Here is a 20,119-nt window from a genome sequence, read left to right as displayed (position 1 = left end):
CATAAACAAGATTAAAAAAGAATTAAATATTATAAGTTTATTATTTTTTATAAATTTATTTATTTTTGTTTGTTAATACTAATCATATATCTCTCGTAATAATTTTTTTGTTATAGTTAGTAATTCTCAAAATCATTAGCATTGTCCCACATAGAATTAAATCCTACAGAGTATTCTTTAACTATGTCAGGCTTTTTCATAATTGTTGAAGCATCATTTTCATTTGCACCATCTTCTAGGTAGTTATAGCTGCCTCCTAAAGTTTCAGTATCATCTATTATAATAAAGTTTAAATGTGTTAACCCTGTAGGAGTATTTATTTTTATAGGAATACCACTTTGTCTAAACTTGTCCAAAATTTCTTTTTGAGTTTTGGAATTAGATTTTTCTGAATCTGTTATTACTTTAACATCAATACCTCTTTTCTTGGCATCTAAAATGGCATTAGCTAGGTCTTCTTTTGTAATTAAGTAAGCAGCAATATCTAAGCTCTTTTGTGCTGTATTAATTTCTTTAATCCAAATATCATCTGAGCTTTCATTTTTTTGAGTTGAATAAGTTCCTGTTTGACTATTATCTTCTGGTTGTGTGTTTGGCTTTGGGCTAGCAGTTTCACCACACCCAGAAAGTAATAGTAAAACTGATAATGCTGAAATTAGTGATTTAGAAAGCTGTTTTTTTTTCATAAAATTTCCTCCGTGGTTAAGATATCAATTATAATGCAACATGAAAAATGTAGCTAAATAGATTCTCTTATTAATTTAAAATTGCTAGTATTTAACTCATATAAGTTTAGCACTATAGATATCAAACTTTAAACTTATGTGGTAGCTTACCGAAATCACATACATTTTTATTCCGCAGGACTTGTGAAATTTTCGCTGAAAGTTCTAAATGTGAGCATGCACCCATTTCTGCATGTTCCCGAAACAAGTTCGTGACAAGCAGCAAATGGAACAAGCTATAGAGGAAACTCGACTCACATTCGTTCCCTGAGTAAGTGATTCACACAAAATCATAGATTTTGGTTCACTACTTAAGAACTTTTAGCAGCTCAATTTCAAATGCCTGCTTCACAAAAATGTATATGATTTCTAGTATAGATACGCACAAAAGTTTAACTTGGATAGATAAATATTCTATATAAGTTAAATTTATGATTTATTTATTTATCTATATTATTATATATTTTTTATATTTAAATATAAAGCATTAAATAACAAGTAACTTTAATACTACATTTTCTATATATACTTAATGAATAGTGTAAAGCAATTTATGAAAAAATAGAATTAAAATCTATTTAAGGTATAGGAAAAATGTAGAGAGGATAAGTATTTATGAGAAAATTTATGAGTATGGTCTTTGGAATGGTATTAGTCTGTATTTTTATGATACCTGTTTCTTATTGTAATGGAGACACTGGGGATACCAGTGAAGCTGCTGATAGTAAAATTTATGAATTGCAGCAGAATGCTTTTAAATACTATCAAGTCGAGCATAAAGGAACTTTAGGAATTCCTATTTCATGTTCATGTGAAGGGTCTGAGGCGGGGGATATTAGAAAATATACAGTAGAGCCTAAGTACTCTGAATCCATTAAGGATAATAAGATTGAAATAACTATTTCACAAGTTAATGTTACTGATTCAGAAAATAACTTCAATTCAATTTTAAAAGATAATAAGTATATAAGTGATATAAAGCTAGATAAGCTTGATGAAAATACAGTAAAAGTTAATATTGAGACCTCTGGAAAAATAGATATTAAAGTAAGTCCAGTAAAAAGGAGATATTCTTCACTCGGAGACGATAAATATGAATTTACAACTTTTATAGGAGTTAACTTTGAAGAAAAAGTTAAAGATAATTCTAAAATAATAATTGTTGATCCTGGCCATGGTGGCTCAGAGCTTGGAACAACAGCTAATTTTACCTATGAGAAACAGTTGAATTTGGATATATCTAAAAGAATAAAAGAAAATCTTGAAAAAGCAGGATATCGTATATATATAACTAGAGATGATGATAGCAATGTAGAATTACTTAATAGAACAGATCCTGCAAATCTTTTGAATGCAGATTTATTTTTTTGTGTACATAATAATTCACTTCCGCTAGACGTAAGTATGCAGTGTGTTCATATGTTTAGAGGAACTACGGTACTATATAATTCAACTGCACCAAAATCAGGAAGAAAATTTGCTACTATACTTGTGAGGGAAGTAGCTAGTACCATAAAAACTAATATATATCCACTTCAGGATAGACCAAATCTTGCAGTGTTATCATCAGCATGGTGCCCGGCAGTGCTTATGGAAACTACTGTTTTGACTGATGATGGTGATACAAAGATGATGATGCATAGGATTAACAGCCAGAAAGTCGCAGATGCATCACTTAGAGCTGTAAATAAATATTTTAATGAAAAAACTGAGTGAGGTGGGGATATATATGAGAGATACAAAGACTATTAATAGGTTTGTTTCTTTTACTGCAATTGCGGCATTAATTTTTATTTCATGTAACATGAGTGTAAAAGCTGATACAGGAGGAACCGATTTTGAACATGCGGATTTTGGCACTGTTTCAGGCTTAGCAGTTGAAAAACAAAATCCATATGTTGAATATGCAGGAGTTGACCATTATCCAGTTATAAGTGGTGACAGTGCTAAGATCAACATGACCTCCAAATATAACGGAGGTTATTCAGATTATGGTAACTATGATCCAGTGCAGTATAGAGTGTTTATAGCTAAGGGTGAAGAAAAAGGATACATAGAATTAACTAATGGATATTCAAATGCTATTCCTGCATACAATGAATTTGTTATAGAGGATGATAAACCATTAACTGAAGGTGACTATAAAGTTATGATTTTTGTAAAGAAATCTTCATCTAATGGACTAGATAAAAATTCATATGGAGCTTATGACAATATATATAATTTTAATTTTACCTGCTATGGCAGTTTAAATGCCCCTAAAAATGATGATTCAAAGGTTTCTAATTTATCTGGTAATATTGTAAATGACGGAATGGCTGTAGAAGATGATGATTACATATACTATGTAAACAGGGTTGGAGATGTTTATGGCGCAGCTCCTGATTATTTATATAAAATAAAGAAAAATGATCTTCCTAGAAAGGATTTTTGTGACTTAAGCTATAACACAAAAGTAATTCCAAATAGAGTATGGAATCTTAATCTTGTAGATGACTGGATTTATTATAGCAATTGGAAGGATCCTTTTCATCATAGTATAAATAAAGTTAAAAAAGATGGAACGGAAGACACCTGCATAGTAAATGAGGCAACAGGTAATATGTTTGTGGAAGGAAATTGGATATATTATGTTAAAAGAACAAATTCTCATTCAATTGAGTTAAATAATATATACAAGATATCCTTAGATGGTACCTGCAGAATAAAGCTTAATTCTAATGGTACAGAAGATATGACTGTGGGTAATGAATGGATTTATTATACTAATATATCTGATGGCTATAAAATCTATAGAATGAAATTAGATGGCAGTGAGAATACAAAAATTTGTGATGATGAAACTTTATTTATGACAGTGCATGAAGATACCGTATTCTATAGCAATAAGAGCGATGATAATAAGTTATATAAAATAAATGGAGATGGAACTTTGAAAGCTAAATTGTCTAATAACAAAGCTACATTTATAAATGCAAGCAAAGAATATGTGTATTATGTAAATTATTCAGATAATGAAAATCTTTATAAAGTTCGAGCTAGTGGAGGGAAGTCTAAAAAAATCTCTAGCGAGTATGGAACTAATATAACAATTCTTAAGGATAAAATATATTTTAATGGCATGTTTTATAAAGAGTGAATTTTGCGTTTACTATCATGGATGCGGTGCAGATGTATTATGCTCTTCAGAGAGATTGATTATATCATAAAGGAATGGCTAATTTATTTCTTACTAAGTTTGTTTACTCAGAAATCTATGGATATCCAATTTATCAATTAGGCTTATATAGAATAATCATGTATAATTATTAAACTTTTGCGTGTGCTTATACTAGAAATTACATACATATTTGTGAAAGAGGCATTTGAAATTGAGCTGCTCTAAAGTTGTTAGTGAAAGGTTGTTCTAGTTGATGCTTGTCCTCAACTGGCTTGAAGAGCATGCAGAAATGGGTGCAACCTTTCACCTAGAACTTTTCAGCAAAAATTTCATAAGTCCTGTAGAATAAAAATGTATGTGATTTCGGGAAGCTAACACATAAGTTTCTATATATCATAATTTATCCTTAAGTTTTTCAAGGTCTTTTAACCCTTGATAGATTTCCTCTCTTGAAAAGTTATTTTCCTTTAAGTGTTCGTCACTTTTTTGCAGGAGTGAATTATAAAATTCAATTGCTATTTCATGAACTTCCAATGAATTATTTTTTTCTAATTCATCAAAAATCAAATCTTCTGCTTTATTGTAATTTCTTTCATGAACAGTTTTAGTAAAGATTATTTTAAATAGATCTATTGAATCCATCTTATCCATATTAATTTTTATACTACTTTCTTCTTTTTTATTAGCGATAATCTTGCCAATAGATTTTCCTAATTCATTAATAAGTTTTTCAATATCCATATACTTTAGCCTCATTCTTAGATAAACATAAGATCTTTAGATAATAATCTACCAAAATTATTTATTTAAAATTAACAATATTACTTAAATATCTTTGTATTTATCTTCTCTTTTCTCTTTCATATCTTTTGATATTTGACCTAACAATGTTAAAATTATAAATACTAAAATAAAAATGCCTAGAAAAAATTCACCAATTTTAATAGGTGTTATTGCTTTGCCCATTGTTCTAATGGAAAGTAAAATTGCAAATAATAATGTAGCTATTGATGAAGATATAATGCTGTAAATTAAATTACTTTTTATAGAAGGTTCATTATTATTAAAACTCCATAATCCATTTTTTAAACAGCTCCAAATTGTAAAAAGGCCTCCACACGCAAGTATGATTGTTTCACCAGACACTTGCTTTAAAGTGGCTTTCATAAATAGCAATTGTACTATAATTACTATTACTGATATACCAAACATAACTCTAAATCCTAGATGTTCGCATTTATAAAATTCTTGTTCTTGACGCTCATCAATTTTTTTATTCATTATTACCATCCTCCCAAAAAATATCATTTAATGTTTTTCCAAGTGCTTTACAAATAAGAATGCATAATTGCAATGAGGGATTAAATTTTCCGGCTTCTATCATGCCTATTGTTTGTCTTGTTACGCCTACTTTATCTGCTAATTGCTCTTGAGATAAATCCATAGAGGCTCTTGCAGATTTCATTTTAAGATTTTTCATTTACATTCCTCCTTGTGTAATTTAGTTATACTATATATTGTACTTAATGTCAAATATATATTGCATTATAAACGTTATACATGGCATTTAAATGTAGAAGGAGTTAATTGTAAGAGCTTAATAAACATAACAATCCCTAATAGTGTAACAAGTATAGGTAATGCTGCATTTTCTGATGTAGTAATTTAGCAAGTGTAACAATCCCGGATAGCGTAGAAAGCTTAGGGTATCAAGCATTTTATGGCTGCGATAATGCTGTGTTTTATGTTGAGAGCGAAAAAATAAAACAATATTTAATTAGTCGTGGTATATCTGCAAGTAAAATTATATTAAATACTAAGTACTAAGTAGGTAGTATTATAGAGCAGTGTAAAAGCTACTCTATTTTATGATTCAAATTAATGTAACGTATTCATAAGTCATGACCACACGTTTTCACGGTAGTCATGACTTTATATTAAGCATTTGTAATAAGAGTTACCCCCATATCAAAGGCTTTTTCACAATCAACAGGAAATTGTTCAGCTTTTTGTTTTGCTTTTTCTTTTTCAGAGAACATAGAAGACTCGAATTTCTCATAATCAGAAAATTGATAAGTATTATAGCTATATAATGATTCTAGTGGTTTTCCTGTGGTCCTTGCAATCATATTTTCGCGTAAAGTTAAACTTTGCTTAAGTCCAAATTCATCAATTTGCTTTTCTGTTGCATTCATAGTATAAATAAATCCAACTGGTGTTTTCTTAGGATAAACTGTTGGTATTTCTAGGCTATATATGCTATGAGAAAATAAGAAACGTTCTAAAAGTGAAATCATTCCAGCAGTAATATCCATATAATAAATAGGGGAACCTAAAATAATAGCATCTGCTGTTTCTAATTTTTCAAGAATAGGGGTTAAATCATCTTTAATTGCACATTTACCATGCTCACCATTTTTTCTTTTACAGGCAAAACAGCTTATACATCCACGATATTTTAAATCATATAGGTTTATAAGTTCAGTTTCTGCTCCTTTTGAAGCCGCTCCCTCAAGAGCTTTCTTTAATAAAGTCGCTGTATTCCAATTTTTACGTGGACTACCGTTAATAGCAATAATTTTCATAAATCTTCTGCTCCTTCACACATAAATTAATATTCATTTCATGATATAATTATATTATTAAATCAAAAATATACTAGTACGCAATTTTTTTTGACTAGGTATATTAAAATTTACTAAAGGAGATTATTTATTATGAACGACAGAAAAATTGATAATTCTATAAATACCCCTGTACAATATTTACTTAAGATACTTGGTGGCAAATGGAAACTGCCTATACTATGTATATTAATGAAAAAGGGAGTAGTACGTTTCAATGAGTTAAAAAGGGAACTTGATGGAATTACTAATATGTCACTAAGTAACTGCTTGCAAGATTTAGAACAGCATAAAATAATAAATCGTGTACAATACTTAGAAATGCCTCCTCGTGTGGAATATTCCTTAACCGAAAATGGCAAAAAGTTACTTCCTTCATTAAAGGGTATTAATGACTGGGTAAAGGAACAATTAGAAATTAATGATGAAAACTAAATAGTAGAATTAATATTTTAAATTTTATTGACAAGTTGTACAATTTATATAAACTTATTAGTGGACAAGGAGGAAATTATATGAAAAAAATAGTTATAAGATTAATGATTGTAATAATATTATTTTCGTTAATTGGATACAATGATATTCCAGGGAAGCTTAAGAAAGTATATAATGATAGAACAAAATATACAGGAATAAATGTAAATGATATAAAAGAAGAAATTATTGATGCTAACGGCCCCGACATAGAAAGCAATAAGAGAGCGACAGTAACATATAATCCAGATAAAATAACAGATGAATCTTTAAGTAATTTTTATAAAGATAAGATCGATGGAGATGGATATAGGTATTATACTTTAATAAATGAGAAAGATAAGACACAGGGGATAGTATCAATGGGATGTATAAATGTATTAGCTTATGCTGAAATAGATGATATGGGATATATAGTAAGAGTACATAAAAATTTTGAAGTTAAAATAGACGATGAAGAAACAATAGATTAAAAATTTAAAATCTAGTGTCAACTAATATATAGCAATCATTCTCAACAATAAATCTTAAGGAGATTTGCTCGATTCATTGGAAATAATTAATTAATTTATTTGCGTTCTTTAAAAGTTAGGATAATAATTTAATCTTTGTCATAAAATCAAACCCCACTATAAATTTAATATCTATAGCGAGGTTTGATTTTTTTCAATTATTGTGAAGTGTTTTTTTGTTAATTATTTATATATTACCTTAAGTTGACGACATTAGTTTAATTTTAAAGCTGTATATCTATAAACTAAACATAAAAATGAATCTAAATTTCTGGTTTCTTAGCAGAAATACTATCTTCTTGTTTAGTTGTTTCTGACTCATTAGTTGAGATATTATTTGTTTCATTAGTTAGAGGAGAAGTGGCAGTTTTACTCATGTTTACTATTGATCCATTAGAACTTGCCATATTAGCTAAAATCATGCTCAAAATTCCTTCCATAGCATTAGGGGTTTTTCCATCAGCACCACCCATAAATACTGTTTGAGGTACAAGTGGAGATTTATTTATCTTTAGGGCCTCTGCAAAAGCAGTTAATACGCTTTGTTGAACTTGTAATTCTGGTCCGCCATAAGCTTCAACTAAAGCTTTGGCAGCAGTACCTTTTGCAAGACCAACTTTTGTTTCTTGTTCTGCAGTAGCTTCCGCAACAGCTTTAATATTTAAAGCTTGAGCGGCACCTACTTTTTCAAGCTTGAAGGCTTCAGCACTAGCTTGCAGTTCTACCTGCTTTGCATTAGCAGCAGCATTAAGCTCAGTAGCTTTTGCATTGGCAGCAGCTTCAGCTTCTTTTGTATATTTTAAGGCATCAGCTTCTTGAGTTCTCTTATATTTATCAGCTTCAGCAAGCTTTTGAGTTTTTAATGCTAATTGTTCAGCAAGCTTTAATTCAGATTTACCTTTATTATCGGCAACTTCTATATCGATACTTGATTGAGTAAGGGCTGCCTGAGCTGCACTTTTAGCAATTGCTTCATTAAGCTCTCTTTGTTTTTCTGCTGATTTTTGTTTTGCTTCATTTGTTTTAATTTCTTCAAGAGCAACTTGCCTGTCTCGAAGTTGTGTAAGGATAAGATCAATTCTCTTATCTGTTGAAGAAGCAGCAGGTGTACCTATTAAGACTTCTTGTAATTCTAAATCATATAGCTTAAATTTTTCTTTCATTTCTTGTGATGCTTGTTCTTGAATAGAACTTCTATCTTGTACTAATTCAATTAAAGTCTTGGTTTGTCCAATGTTTTTAAAATAACCAGCAACCATAGGATCAAGGGATTGCTCAATAAGTAATTTAATATCACCAAATCTTTGGATTACAGAAGAAGCTTTTCTATAATCAATATTAAATACTACAGTAAGTGGAAGATTAGGTTCAAAAGCATCTTTAGTAATTAAACTAATTTCTTTTAAGTTATCATCTAGTTTGTGATCTCCAACCTGACCACTAATCCATTTTAGTATAACATTAGTAGTAGGCACTGGAATGATTTTACCTGCATAAGTATTGAAGGGATACTTACCTGGCATCATACATTCTTTCCAAATACCTTTTTTGCCTTGTTCAACAAGTTCTCCATGAGAATAGTCTGAGCCAGATACATCTTCACCTTTGTCACCAAAATAACTTACTACAACACCAACGTAGCCGATATTTATGATACTTTTTGGAACTATGTCCACATTTGCAAATAATCTATTAATAAAGTAAACACCATCAGTTAATACCTGCATCTGCTTACCTTTTCTACCACCAGCAGCTAAGAATTTTTCGGGTTCTTGAAAGTTGTTGTGGTAATATTCATTTGCAATGCCTTCACCAACTAATGGAGCAATTATAGCTCCATTATCTGGAGTAGGCCCTTCATTAACAGTGACAATTCCAATTGTGTCTTTAGTTTTAATAGTATTTCCGAATTCATCTTGCTCAAGATTTTTTGAACTTGATATAACTACAGGAAGAAAGCCGTTAACTCTTAGTAAATCACTTCGCATGGTTTCTATTTGTGCTGATTCATCCTTTGATGTAAATATTGAGTGAACTTTATCCTTTGTAATTATTATAAACTGAGCTAAATTAAAGGCATAAGTACCTTCACGAAGAACCTGCCTTTGTGGACCTTTTTGTCCACCATTATTTAAAAAGGCAACTACATCCTGAAAGGATTTGCACTCTCGGACAACTTTTCCTAAAGTTTGTCCATCTGAAAGGCTTTCACCAGATCTTGCAAACACATAACCTATTTGCCCTTGTGGGATAGTTACAAGTCTTACTTTTTTTACTTTATACTTAAATGGTGTTTTAAAATGAACACCAGCTCTAAGTACTTGTGGCTGATAACCAGCTTCACCTTTTAATGCAATTAAGCCATCAGCGGGTACAGAGCCTTTTAAGCTCCACCATTTTTCTACTATGCCTACTTCATCTGTTCCGATACTTGTAAATCCTATGCCATAAAGTATTACAATTAGGCCTACGATTCCAATACCTGCAAAAATTAAAATTGATATTGTTTCTGAATTCATAAAATTTCCTCCTAAATTTTTTGTATTTTTTAGAGATATCTCTGTTTAAATGGTATAGATAGTAATATATTCCTTTAGAAGACAATTGTAAATGTCCAAATAAGTCAAATTTATTCACTAGATTTATAAAACTTCTTATCTATAATTAACTAATGATTGCTATCTTTCACAATGTCACTCAATCACTCTAAAGCTACCTCTTTTATATTCATTTAATAATAATATTTTATTGATTATTGATTTAACACACTTTCTATAAATTAAATTCTAAGAAATTTTTTAAATTATATTTTCAGAAGAAAAGAATTATTAATGGATAAAATAAGATTCGAATTATGTTTGATAATGTAATAAATACAAATATAAAGGATTTTTAAGAAGAATATAGAAATATTTATATGGTAGGGAAGGAGGAAGGAGAATGAGAAAATTAAAGAATAGGAGTTACGTATTTGATAAGAGTCCTAAGAAAAAATAAAATAAAGTTATATAGAGACAAAAATATCATCTAGACTGATTAAATATAATTTTTATTCTAGCCATTTGTTATTAGATATCCGTATATTTGATTCATAAAAGTACCATCTAATGCATTAAAATATATATTTTAAGCATAAAAAGAATTATTAATATAAAAATTCTCTGTAATAGCTTAGATATTTTGAGGTGTCCTTTTTGTGTAAAAAAATATACATTTAAAGTAGATAACATTGAATTTTGTAAAAAATATGATTAAATTTTGTAATATGCAAAGCTATAATGTTATTAATAATTCAGAAAATTATTTAGTAACATTGTTGAAAGAGCTTAGGAAACAGTGTAAAGTTATTATAATAGTGAAAAATGTCGATTTTGAGCGATTTGTATTTGAAAAGTATAGTAATCATTTAATTACAGCTATTAAATTGACATATTTATACTAAAAATAATGAACAAAACATAAAATATATTATAAAAGGGGTAGAGTTAAAATGAAATTATTTATTAATTTAAGTGTTAAGAAAAAACTTGTTGCAGTATTTTTTGTAATTTGCATTTGTATAGTTGCAATAGGAACTGAAGGTATATTGAGTTCGGCTAAAATAAATAGTAATGCAGATATCTTATATAGATGTAATTTACTATCTATTAAGGATTTAGGAGAAATTAAAGGAAATATAAATGATATGAGGGCTACATATAATAGGCTTGTTTTTGAAAAGGATAATACAAAATTTAATGACTATTTAAAGGTTATTGATGATCTAGACAAAAAAAATGATCAAAGCATGAATGAATATGGAGGCTTAATTACAGGTCAAGAAGAAAAACAAACTTATAGTGATTTAAAAAGTGACTTGGCAAAATACATAGAAGTAAGAGATAAATCAATTGAACTTGCGAAGGCTGGTAACTATGATGAAGCGATTAAAATTAGCAATGGTGATTTAACAACAATTAAAAATTCTTTACTTGATAACATACAAAAAAGTATTGATGCAAATACAAAAGCTGCGGAGCAAGCTAATTTAAATAACAAAACTCAGTTTGCTAGTGTTAGATATACAATAATAACATTTACAGCTGTAGTATTTTTAATTATTCTTGCTATGGCATACATATTAAGTAAAAATATATTATATCCATTGAGAAAGATAAAAGAGTTAGCGCAAAGATTATCAACATATGATTTTTCAATTGCAATTGAACTTACAAGAAAAGATGAGTTTGGACAAACAGGTGAAGCTTTAAATGCAGCACAAGAAAATGTAAAAAGCTTAGTAAAGGCTATTATGGAAAATTCACAGGATTTAAGTGCAGCATCACAAGAACTTTCAGCGACTGTTGAAGAAATATCATCAAAAGCTGTTACAATAGATGAAGCAGTAGACACTATTGCATCTTCTATGCAAGAGTCTAGTGCTGTTACAGAAGAAATAAATGCATCTATTGAAGAAGTGGATTCAAGTGTTAATATACTCTCTTCTAAGGCCATGGAAGGAAGTAATAATGCAGGTAAGTCTAAGGAAAGATCTATAGAAGTTAAAAATAATAGCAAAAAGGCTATTGATCAAACTAGAGAAATATATCTTGAAAAGCGGGAAAAAATGCAGAAAGCTATCGAAGAAGGGAAAGTAGTAGATAGTATAAAGGTTATGGCAGAAACAATTGGAAGCATAGCAGAACAAACAAATTTACTTGCATTGAATGCTGCAATTGAAGCGGCAAGAGCAGGAGAGCAGGGAAAGGGCTTTGCAGTAGTAGCAGAAGAAGTTAGAACGCTTGCAGAGCAATCATCTGACGCAGTAGTAAATATTCAAAGTACTATTGCTAAAGTTCAGCAGGCATTTAATAGCAGTATTAGCACAGGTAGTGATATGCTAGAGTTTTTAAGTAAAAATGTCCATGAACAATTTAATGATTATAGTGAGGTTGGAAATAAGTACTACAATGATTCGGATTTTGTAAGTAACATGTCTGAAGAAATTGCTGCCATGTCTGAAGAAATTACAGCTACAGTCGGACAAGTTAGTGAAGCTATTCAAAATATGGCTGTAACATCACAAAAATCAAGTGAAGAAGCTGAGATGATAAAAGATAGCATGAATGAAACTACAAAAGCTATAGAGCAAGTAGCATTAACTGCACAAAATCAGGCAGAGCTTGCTCAAAAACTTAATGAAATGGTACAGAAATTTAAGCTATAATTACTATGAAAAAAATTTAATTAACCAAGTAAATAAAATATATTAAATTTTAAAAACGTAAGTAAGGTTAAATAAAGAAATCCCTATAAAGTGTACAGTACAAAATGTTCACATTATAGGGATTTTATTCTTTGTAACATATATAGTAGCTATTTATTTTTATTGTATAATGTTATAAAATATTGCGTGTGATTATTTAATTCGGAGAGATGTAAAGCATGAAAAATAATATTAAATTTTATGAAAAAGGATCAATTGAAATTCTGCATGGAGAAAGTAACCATTGCTTTCCGCTTCATAGCCATGAAGGTTTTTATGTGGGAGCTATTACTAAAGGTAGCGCATTATTTACTATAAGTAACACAAGGTGTTTATTAAAGGAAAACATGATTTTTATTGTACCATCAAATACTGGAATAGCAATAACAACTGAGTCTAAATATGAGTATATAACAATATGTTTTAAAAATGAGTTGGGAAAGCAAGTTGAAAATATTAGATTTAATAAATATTTTATTGAAATGAAAAAAACTGAAGATATGTGGAATTTATGTGAAGCCTTTAAAAGCAGCCATAATGAAAAGCAGTTTTTAGAGTCAATTCTTGATTTAATCAGCAGTGCTATAGAAACAGATTCTTTATATGTAAATGTTCCTAAAAATGAAACTATATTATTGATTGCTGAATACATAAAGAAAAATGCAGATAAAAGATTTGATTTAGATGAACTTGCAAGAAAGTTTCATTTATCAAAGTACCATTTAATTCGTCTCTTTAAAAAAGAAATGGGAGTAACACCTAACCAATATCATATACAAGCAAAAATGAGGATTTTAAAAAACTATATACATGATTCTGAATCAAAGGTGAATTTAGCTCACAATCTAAGTTTAGTTGACCAAAGCCATTTATGTAAGCAGTTTAAAAAGCTAATGGGTGTATCTATTCAAAGTTATAAAAAAAACCTTACCAAAAAGTGAGCAATATTTTACAATCTTATTTCTTAAGAATATGCTATTATATAGGTGTAAGTAAGTTATATAATAAATAAATTATTTATGGTATATTTATTGGGAAAAGGGGTTTTTATTATATGAAATTCTTTGCTGTAATTATTTTTGTAAATTCTTAGGTGATCATGAATTTTATGGAATTGTTGTAAATCCCTATAGCACAAACTTAATGCAGCAGCTGTAAAGAATTACGGTGACATCCGGTTATTGTACAAAAAATAGTTAATTTAAGGGGAATACTATAGACATTTGTAACGGATTTGAAAACAAAGCTGTCTCAGAGTGATTTTTTAATCATTCTGTGGCAGCTTTGTTTTTTATATCATTAATATTATTTTTATACTATAATTAAGAAATATATATACTAAAATGTGCACATTTTTTACGTACATTATTTTTATGTTATAGTGGCGTGCCATAGAATAAAGACTTAAATATTTTACAAAGGAAAAGGTGTAGTTAGATATGAGATTAGATAAATTTCTAGCGGCAGCAGCTGTTGGAAGTAGAAAAAAAGTTAGAATTTATATTAAAGAAGGTAGTGTAAAGGTAAATGGAGAAATTATTACTGAGCCTGCAATAGAAATTGATGAAAGTTATGATGTTATTGAATATCTTAATAAAACAGTTTTATATACTGGAAAAGTATATTATATGTTTCATAAACCTGCTGGCTGCATTACTGCAAAAACTGATGAAGTTCATAAAACAGTATTTGATTTTTTTTATGAGGATAATATGAGTGGAGTATTTCATGTTGGGCGATTGGATAAGGATACAGAAGGATTATTATTGCTTACAAATGACGGTGAATTTGAACATAAAGTTATGTATCCAGAAAAGCATATTCAAAAAACTTATTTCTTTTGGGCGTTAGGTTCATTAGATGAGGCGGATATAAAAAAATTAGAGCAGGGGATATACATTGGACAAGATGAAGAGATATTAACAAAACCTGCAAAAATAGAAATAGATAAATTTGGAACGTACAAAGACTTAAAGCATGAAATAGATATTAACAGTATGAAGAATGTAATCTTCAATCATTATAATCAGCCAGTTGTTTCTGGTTATCTTACTATTTCAGAAGGCCGTAAGCACCAAGTGAAACGTATGCTAAAGGCAGTAGGTTGCTATGTAATATATTTAAAGAGAATTTCTATAGGAGGGTTAACATTAGATGACTCTTTAAAGAAAGGTGAGTATAGAGTTTTAACAGAATTAGAAATTCAAGAGGTATTAGGGGCATAAGAATACTATTAAGTGTTGTTATGCTTATATTTTTAGAATAAGATCATTAAAACAATAAGGTTATTTATAAAAAAATAGTTGATTAATTTCATAGCTGAGAGTAATATAATATTATAAAATAAAAGATAGCAAAATATAATTGAGTAAAATTTATTTTAAAATAAATGAATTATGAATTATTAATTGGAATATTATAACTTGTATATTATAAAAAAATATACAAATTGTTAATAGAAGAGGTGATGTAATATGAAAGATATTATTATTATTGGAGGAGGTCCGGCAGCACTTACAGCGGCATTGTATGCAGGAAGAGCAGGACTAGATGCATTAATGATTGAAAAACAATATGAAGGAGGGCAGATAGTTAATACAAATGAAGTAGAAAACTATCCGGGATTTCCAGATATAACAGGTTCAGAGCTTGCTAATATCATGTATGAGCATGCAAAAAAATTCGGTGGAATCATGAAATATGATGAAGTAATTGACTTAAAAATAGATGGTGATATAAAAAAAGTTATAACTGGTTCTCAAACTTATGAAAGTAAGGCAGTAATTTTATCAATGGGTGCAAAGCCAAAGAAATTAAACATTGATAAAGAAGATGAATTTCTGGGGAGAGGAATATCTTACTGTGCTACTTGTGATGGAGGATTTTATAGAAAAAAAGTAGTTGCTGTTATAGGTGGAGGAGATACAGCAGTGGAAGATGCTCTTCATCTTTCAAGAATTGCTGAAAAGGTATATGTAATTGTTAGAAAAGATTTGTTAAGAGCTAATAAAGCATCCCAAAAAAAATTACTTGAAACAAATAATGTAGAAATAATTTGGAATAGCATAGTTACTAAGCTTAAAGGCGAAGAAAAATTGAGTGGTTTAGAAATTAAAAACACTAAAGATGATGTGGTAAAGGATTTAGAAGTCAATGGTGTTTTTGTGGCAATAGGAAGTGAACCTCAAACTGAATTGGTTAAAGATTTAGTAGCTTTAGATAAAAATGGTTATATTATTGCAGATGAAAGCTGCAGAACAGATATAGATGGAATTTTTGCAATAGGAGACATCCGAACAAAGGAAGTAAGGCAGGTGCTTACAGCAGCTGCTGATGGAGCGGTAAGTATATATGGAGCTGAGAAATATTTAATAAGCCACTAAAAATGATTATAGAATAGATTTTATATAAGTACATTCGGGAAGAATGTACTTATATAAGTCAAATTTCAGGGAAAGGGATCATACAACTTTCATGCATGTATTCATCACATAGCCCTCCCATAAGGTATCTTATTAATTAGTATAATGGATATTTTAGAATATAACAAGCAAGTCATTTATAAGGTTTGTCTTAAATATGACACAGATGATAATTGAAGAAATTATAGAGAATGGATTAAGCAATAAGACAGAAGTTATGAAACTTCTCAATTGATTGAAAATATATATTAAATTATGTATCTAATAAAATAATACAGTGTTAATATAAATATATAGACATAATAATTTAATTAGAGCAGGTGAAATGAATGAAAAATGCAATAGTAGTACAAGCTATGAGAGAGTTGGATATAGATCAAGTACTTAAATTATGGAATGAAATCTTTGGAGAATCGTTTCTTGAAAGTTCTGTTACAAAAGAGGAGTTAGAAGTATACTTGAAAAAAAATCCAGATGCTAGTTCTGTAGCATGCACAGATGATGGAAAAATAATTGGAGCTTTATTATGTGGAAATGATGGTATAAGAGGATTTATATATCATATTGCTATATATGAGCAATATAGAGTCAATGAGATTAAAAAAAGATTGTTAGATCGTTCTTTATCAAAGCTTAAGGAAGTGGGCATCAAAACAGGTTTTATTTTTACGGAAAATAATAATCACGATATGGATGTAGCGTTTAATTCTATAGGCTGGGTTGTAATCCCTAATGAAATTAACTTAGGTAACTAATAGACCTTTTATCATGCTAAAAATTTTAAGAATAAAACCATGCATAGGAATTTGTATTCTAGTTTATGCATGGTTTTTAGTTTTGCTCAAGGCTTTTATAGAGCTTGAAAACTGCCTATTAAATCATGAATATTAAATTGTTGAATTTTAAGCTTAATTATGGATCTTTTAAGCAATAGATATGTACTTGAAATTTTTATTTTGTTATTATCAGATTATAAAAATGTGCAGTTAAGTTAGCTTAACGTTGAATATTAAGAGCAAAAATTTATAATATAAAACTTATTATATGCTAAAGGAATAGTTAATAAAATTGAGTTTGCATTAAGGACAAACTTTTTAAATATTAGGTATATTGTAAGCAAAAGCCGCTTTGTAAACATTTAAATTAAAAAATAAAGCATAAAAACTTATCATTATTATTAATTTGATGCCTCAGGTTTAGTACATGAAAATATGATATTGACCTTAACTAACGCAATTACAAAATGTTTTCTATATTTGCGTTATCGAAGGATAATATAGAACTTAACTTTAAAGTAGTTAAGTAAACCAATTTATTTGTTGCACAGAACATATAAAAATTTCTTAGAAAGGAGGTTTGGCTAAAATGTAGTCAGTCATCTTTAGGTTAAATATATTTTTAAGAGGGAACTTAAATTATATTTTAGGAGGTAGTTTAATAATGATTAGAAGAAACAAAAAAATTTTATCATTAACACTTTCTTTATCCCTATGTGCTACTATGCTTATGGTACCAACGTTTGTTACAAATGCTGAAACTGCTGGAAATTTAGGCTCGGACAGTAAGGTTGCATCAGAAGTCTCTGCAGAAAATACTACAGGATCAGCAGCCTCTGTGAAAAATATTACAGAGAATGCTGAAGTATCAACTAATATAGCATTGAATAAATCAGCAACATCATCATCGATTACAGGTGCAAATACTGCATCTTTAGCTTTTGATGGAAATACAGGAACTAGGTGGGAATCTACTCAAGGAAGTGATCCTCAGTGGATAGCTGTAGATTTAGGAGCAAACTATAGTATATCAGGAGTAAAATTAAATTGGGAAACTGCAGCTGCAAAGGATTATAAAATCCAAGTATCAACAGATAATACAAATTGGGTAGATGCATATACAAAAACAGGTGGAACAGGTGGAGTAGAAAATATAACTTTTAATTCTGCTGTAACAGGAAGATATGTAAGAATGTATGGAACATCAAGAACAACTATATATGGCTATTCCTTATGGGAATTTGAAGTATATGGAACACCGGATGATTCTGGACCAGTAGATGGTAATGTTGACTTAGGACCAAATGTTAAAATATTTGATCCATCCATGTCAAGTGCAAGCATACAAAATACTGTAGATAATGTATTTAACCAAATGGAAACTAATCAATTTGGTGATGAAAGATACGCACTTTTATTCAAGCCAGGTTCATATAACGTTAATGTTAATGTAGGATTCTATACTTCAGTAATGGGCCTTGGAAAAACACCAGATGATGTTAACATTACTGGCGCAGTTCGTAGTGAAGCTGATTGGATGGGAGGTAATGCAACTTGTAATTTCTGGAGAACTGCTGAAAATTTTGCTGTCACTCCAACCTATTCATCAAACAATTTAGCACCAGCAGGAACTTTAACTTGGGCTGTATCGCAAGCTGCACCAATGAGGCGTGTTCATGTTAAGGGTAGTATGTCATTATGGGATCCATTAGGAACTAATTATGATTATGCTTGGTCTAGCGGAGGATTCATAGCCGATTCAAAAATTGATGGCTCAATTACTTCTGGATCACAACAACAATTCTTCACTAGAAACAGTCAAATGGGATCTTGGAATGGTGCCAACTGGAATATGGTTTTCGTAGGTAATAATGGTGCACCTACAAATGATAATGCTTACCCATCAACACCAAATACAGTTGTTAATCAAGCACCTGCTGTTAGAGAAAAGCCATTCCTTTATATTGATGATAGCGGAAACTATCAAGTTTTTGTACCAGAGCTTAGAAAGAATGCTCAAGGAATAACTTGGTCAAATGGAATAGGGCAAGGTACATCTTTACCTATTGATCAATTCTATATAGCAAAACCAGATACTGCTACAGCTCAAAGTATAAATCAAGCGCTTAACCAAGGGAAGAACATTATTTTTACTCCTGGAATATATCATCTAAGTCAGGCAATCAATGTAACACGAGCTAATACAGTTATCTTAGGTCTTGGACTTGCAACTTTGATCCCAGACAATGGTACTGCAGCAATGAATATTGCAGATGTTGATGGCGTAAAAGTTTCTGGACTTCTTTTCGATGCTGGAGCAAAAGATTCACCAGTATTATTACAAGTTGGACAAGATGGCAGCTCGGTTGATCATTCAGCTAATCCTACAAGCCTTAGTGATTTATTCTTTAGAATTGGAGGAGCAGGAGTAGGAAATGCTGATACAAGCTTAAAGATAAATAGTAATAATGTTATTGGTGATGATTTCTGGGTATGGCGTGCAGACCATGGTGATGGTGTTGGCTGGACAGTTAATAATGCAAAAAATGGTGTCATTGTAAATGGTAATAATGTAACAATGTATGGATTGTTCGTTGAACACTTTGAAGAGTACCAAACTTTATGGAATGGTAATGGCGGAAAAGTATACTTCTATCAAAGTGAATTGCCATATGATGTTCCAAATCAAGCTGCTTGGATGAGCAACAATGGTACTCAAAATGGTTATGCTTCATATAAGGTAGCTGATTCAGTTACTTCTCATGAGCTTTATGGATCAGGTATTTACTCTTACTTTAGAGATGCTGTTGTGGCTGAGAATAACGGAATAGAAGTTCCAAATGCTTCTGGAGTAAAAGTACACCATGCATGCTCTGTATTCTTAAATGGTAATGGTGAAATAACACATGTAATAAATAATACAGGTGGTACTGTAAAATCTGGTACTATGAAACAATCTATCAATGATTATCCTACAAATTAAAAATAGCTCAATATAAAATTAGAGATACGTTAAGATATATTAGTTAAATATAGTATGAGATTATATTATAAATATAGTTGAGTCTCGTAAAAAAACAAGGTCTCATAGCATGTAATATTTTTATTATAATGCTATGAGGCTTTTTACTTAAATAAGAAAATGGTATGTAATTTTATAGATAGTGCTCTAGTACACTTA

At 29.8% G+C, this 20,119-nt stretch carries 16 protein-coding genes; 10 read left to right on the top strand and 6 right to left on the bottom strand.

From position 1 onward, the window contains the following. Positions 1-116: 116 nt before the first annotated feature. Complete coding sequence (locus CDLVIII_RS18350; RefSeq protein WP_009170962.1) at positions 117-686, bottom strand: phospholipase D-like domain-containing protein; 570 nt, start codon at positions 684-686, stop codon at positions 117-119. A 654-nt stretch (positions 687-1,340) separates the two neighbouring features. Here CDLVIII_RS18350 and CDLVIII_RS18345 point away from each other — a divergent pair. Continuing rightward, entirely contained in the window at positions 1,341-2,441 is a 1,101-nt protein-coding gene (locus tag CDLVIII_RS18345) for an N-acetylmuramoyl-L-alanine amidase (protein ID WP_009170961.1), read from the top strand. A 13-nt stretch (positions 2,442-2,454) separates the two neighbouring features. After that, a complete protein-coding gene (locus CDLVIII_RS18340; protein ID WP_009170960.1) occupies positions 2,455-3,864 on the top strand; it encodes a DUF5050 domain-containing protein in 1,410 nt (469 codons plus the stop codon). Between the two features lie 414 nt (positions 3,865-4,278). Here the strand turns inward: CDLVIII_RS18340 and CDLVIII_RS18335 are convergent, their stop codons facing one another. The 4 genes from CDLVIII_RS18335 to CDLVIII_RS18320 all read right to left on the bottom strand — a co-directional run bounded on the left by CDLVIII_RS18335 (position 4,279) and on the right by CDLVIII_RS18320 (position 6,470). Further along, on the bottom strand, positions 4,279-4,626 hold the full coding sequence (locus CDLVIII_RS18335) for a DUF6483 family protein (protein ID WP_009170959.1): 348 nt from the start codon (positions 4,624-4,626) through the stop codon (positions 4,279-4,281). Positions 4,627-4,710: 84 nt separating this feature from the next. After that, positions 4,711-5,166 carry a DUF6773 family protein gene (locus CDLVIII_RS18330; RefSeq protein ID WP_009170958.1) on the bottom strand — a complete coding sequence of 152 codons (456 nt, stop codon included), beginning with the start codon at positions 5,164-5,166 and terminating at the stop codon, positions 4,711-4,713. Continuing rightward, positions 5,159-5,365 (bottom strand): helix-turn-helix transcriptional regulator, encoded by a 207-nt coding sequence (locus CDLVIII_RS18325; protein WP_009170957.1) that lies wholly within the window; start codon positions 5,363-5,365, stop codon positions 5,159-5,161. Before CDLVIII_RS18325 ends, CDLVIII_RS18330 begins: the two co-directional genes overlap by 8 nt. 457 nt (positions 5,366-5,822) lie before the next feature. After that, positions 5,823-6,470, bottom strand: a complete 648-nt coding sequence (locus tag CDLVIII_RS18320; protein ID WP_009170956.1) for a flavodoxin family protein — start codon at positions 6,468-6,470, stop codon at positions 5,823-5,825. A 132-nt stretch (positions 6,471-6,602) separates the two neighbouring features. Between CDLVIII_RS18320 and CDLVIII_RS18315 the strand changes: the two genes are divergently transcribed. Together CDLVIII_RS18315 and CDLVIII_RS18310 are read left to right on the top strand one after the other, a co-directional pair. After that, the gene (locus CDLVIII_RS18315) at positions 6,603-6,944 is read left to right on the top strand and encodes a helix-turn-helix domain-containing protein (RefSeq protein ID WP_009170955.1); all 342 of its coding nucleotides are present in this window, start codon (positions 6,603-6,605) and stop codon (positions 6,942-6,944) included. Between the two features lie 80 nt (positions 6,945-7,024). Then, the gene (locus CDLVIII_RS18310) at positions 7,025-7,456 is read left to right on the top strand and encodes a hypothetical protein (RefSeq protein WP_009170954.1); all 432 of its coding nucleotides are present in this window, start codon (positions 7,025-7,027) and stop codon (positions 7,454-7,456) included. Between the two features lie 302 nt (positions 7,457-7,758). Here the strand turns inward: CDLVIII_RS18310 and CDLVIII_RS18305 are convergent, their stop codons facing one another. Further along, positions 7,759-10,014: an SPFH domain-containing protein gene (locus CDLVIII_RS18305; protein WP_009170953.1), complete on the bottom strand. Its 2,256-nt coding sequence runs from the start codon at positions 10,012-10,014 to the stop codon at positions 7,759-7,761. Between the two features lie 971 nt (positions 10,015-10,985). Between CDLVIII_RS18305 and CDLVIII_RS18300 the strand changes: the two genes are divergently transcribed. From CDLVIII_RS18300 to CDLVIII_RS18275, 6 genes are all read left to right on the top strand, one after another. Continuing rightward, a complete protein-coding gene (locus CDLVIII_RS18300; RefSeq protein WP_009170952.1) occupies positions 10,986-12,701 on the top strand; it encodes a methyl-accepting chemotaxis protein in 1,716 nt (571 codons plus the stop codon). Between the two features lie 218 nt (positions 12,702-12,919). Then, on the top strand, positions 12,920-13,681 hold the full coding sequence (locus CDLVIII_RS18295) for an AraC family transcriptional regulator (RefSeq protein WP_009170951.1): 762 nt from the start codon (positions 12,920-12,922) through the stop codon (positions 13,679-13,681). Positions 13,682-14,179: 498 nt separating this feature from the next. Beyond that, entirely contained in the window at positions 14,180-14,965 is a 786-nt protein-coding gene (locus tag CDLVIII_RS18290) for a pseudouridine synthase (protein WP_009170950.1), read from the top strand. A 249-nt stretch (positions 14,966-15,214) separates the two neighbouring features. Next, positions 15,215-16,123: a thioredoxin-disulfide reductase gene (trxB, locus tag CDLVIII_RS18285; RefSeq protein WP_009170949.1), complete on the top strand. Its 909-nt coding sequence runs from the start codon at positions 15,215-15,217 to the stop codon at positions 16,121-16,123. A 368-nt stretch (positions 16,124-16,491) separates the two neighbouring features. Continuing rightward, on the top strand, positions 16,492-16,917 hold the full coding sequence (locus tag CDLVIII_RS18280) for a GNAT family N-acetyltransferase (protein WP_009170948.1): 426 nt from the start codon (positions 16,492-16,494) through the stop codon (positions 16,915-16,917). Positions 16,918-17,602: 685 nt separating this feature from the next. Beyond that, on the top strand, positions 17,603-19,921 hold the full coding sequence (locus CDLVIII_RS18275; RefSeq protein WP_009170947.1) for a discoidin domain-containing protein: 2,319 nt from the start codon (positions 17,603-17,605) through the stop codon (positions 19,919-19,921). Positions 19,922-20,119: the final 198 nt, after the last annotated feature.

This window comes from Clostridium sp. DL-VIII (genome assembly GCF_000230835.1).
GTDB lineage: Bacteria > Bacillota > Clostridia > Clostridiales > Clostridiaceae > Clostridium.
Note: the sequence above shows the minus strand (reverse complement) of the source record. Positions and strands in the feature narration are given on the sequence as shown.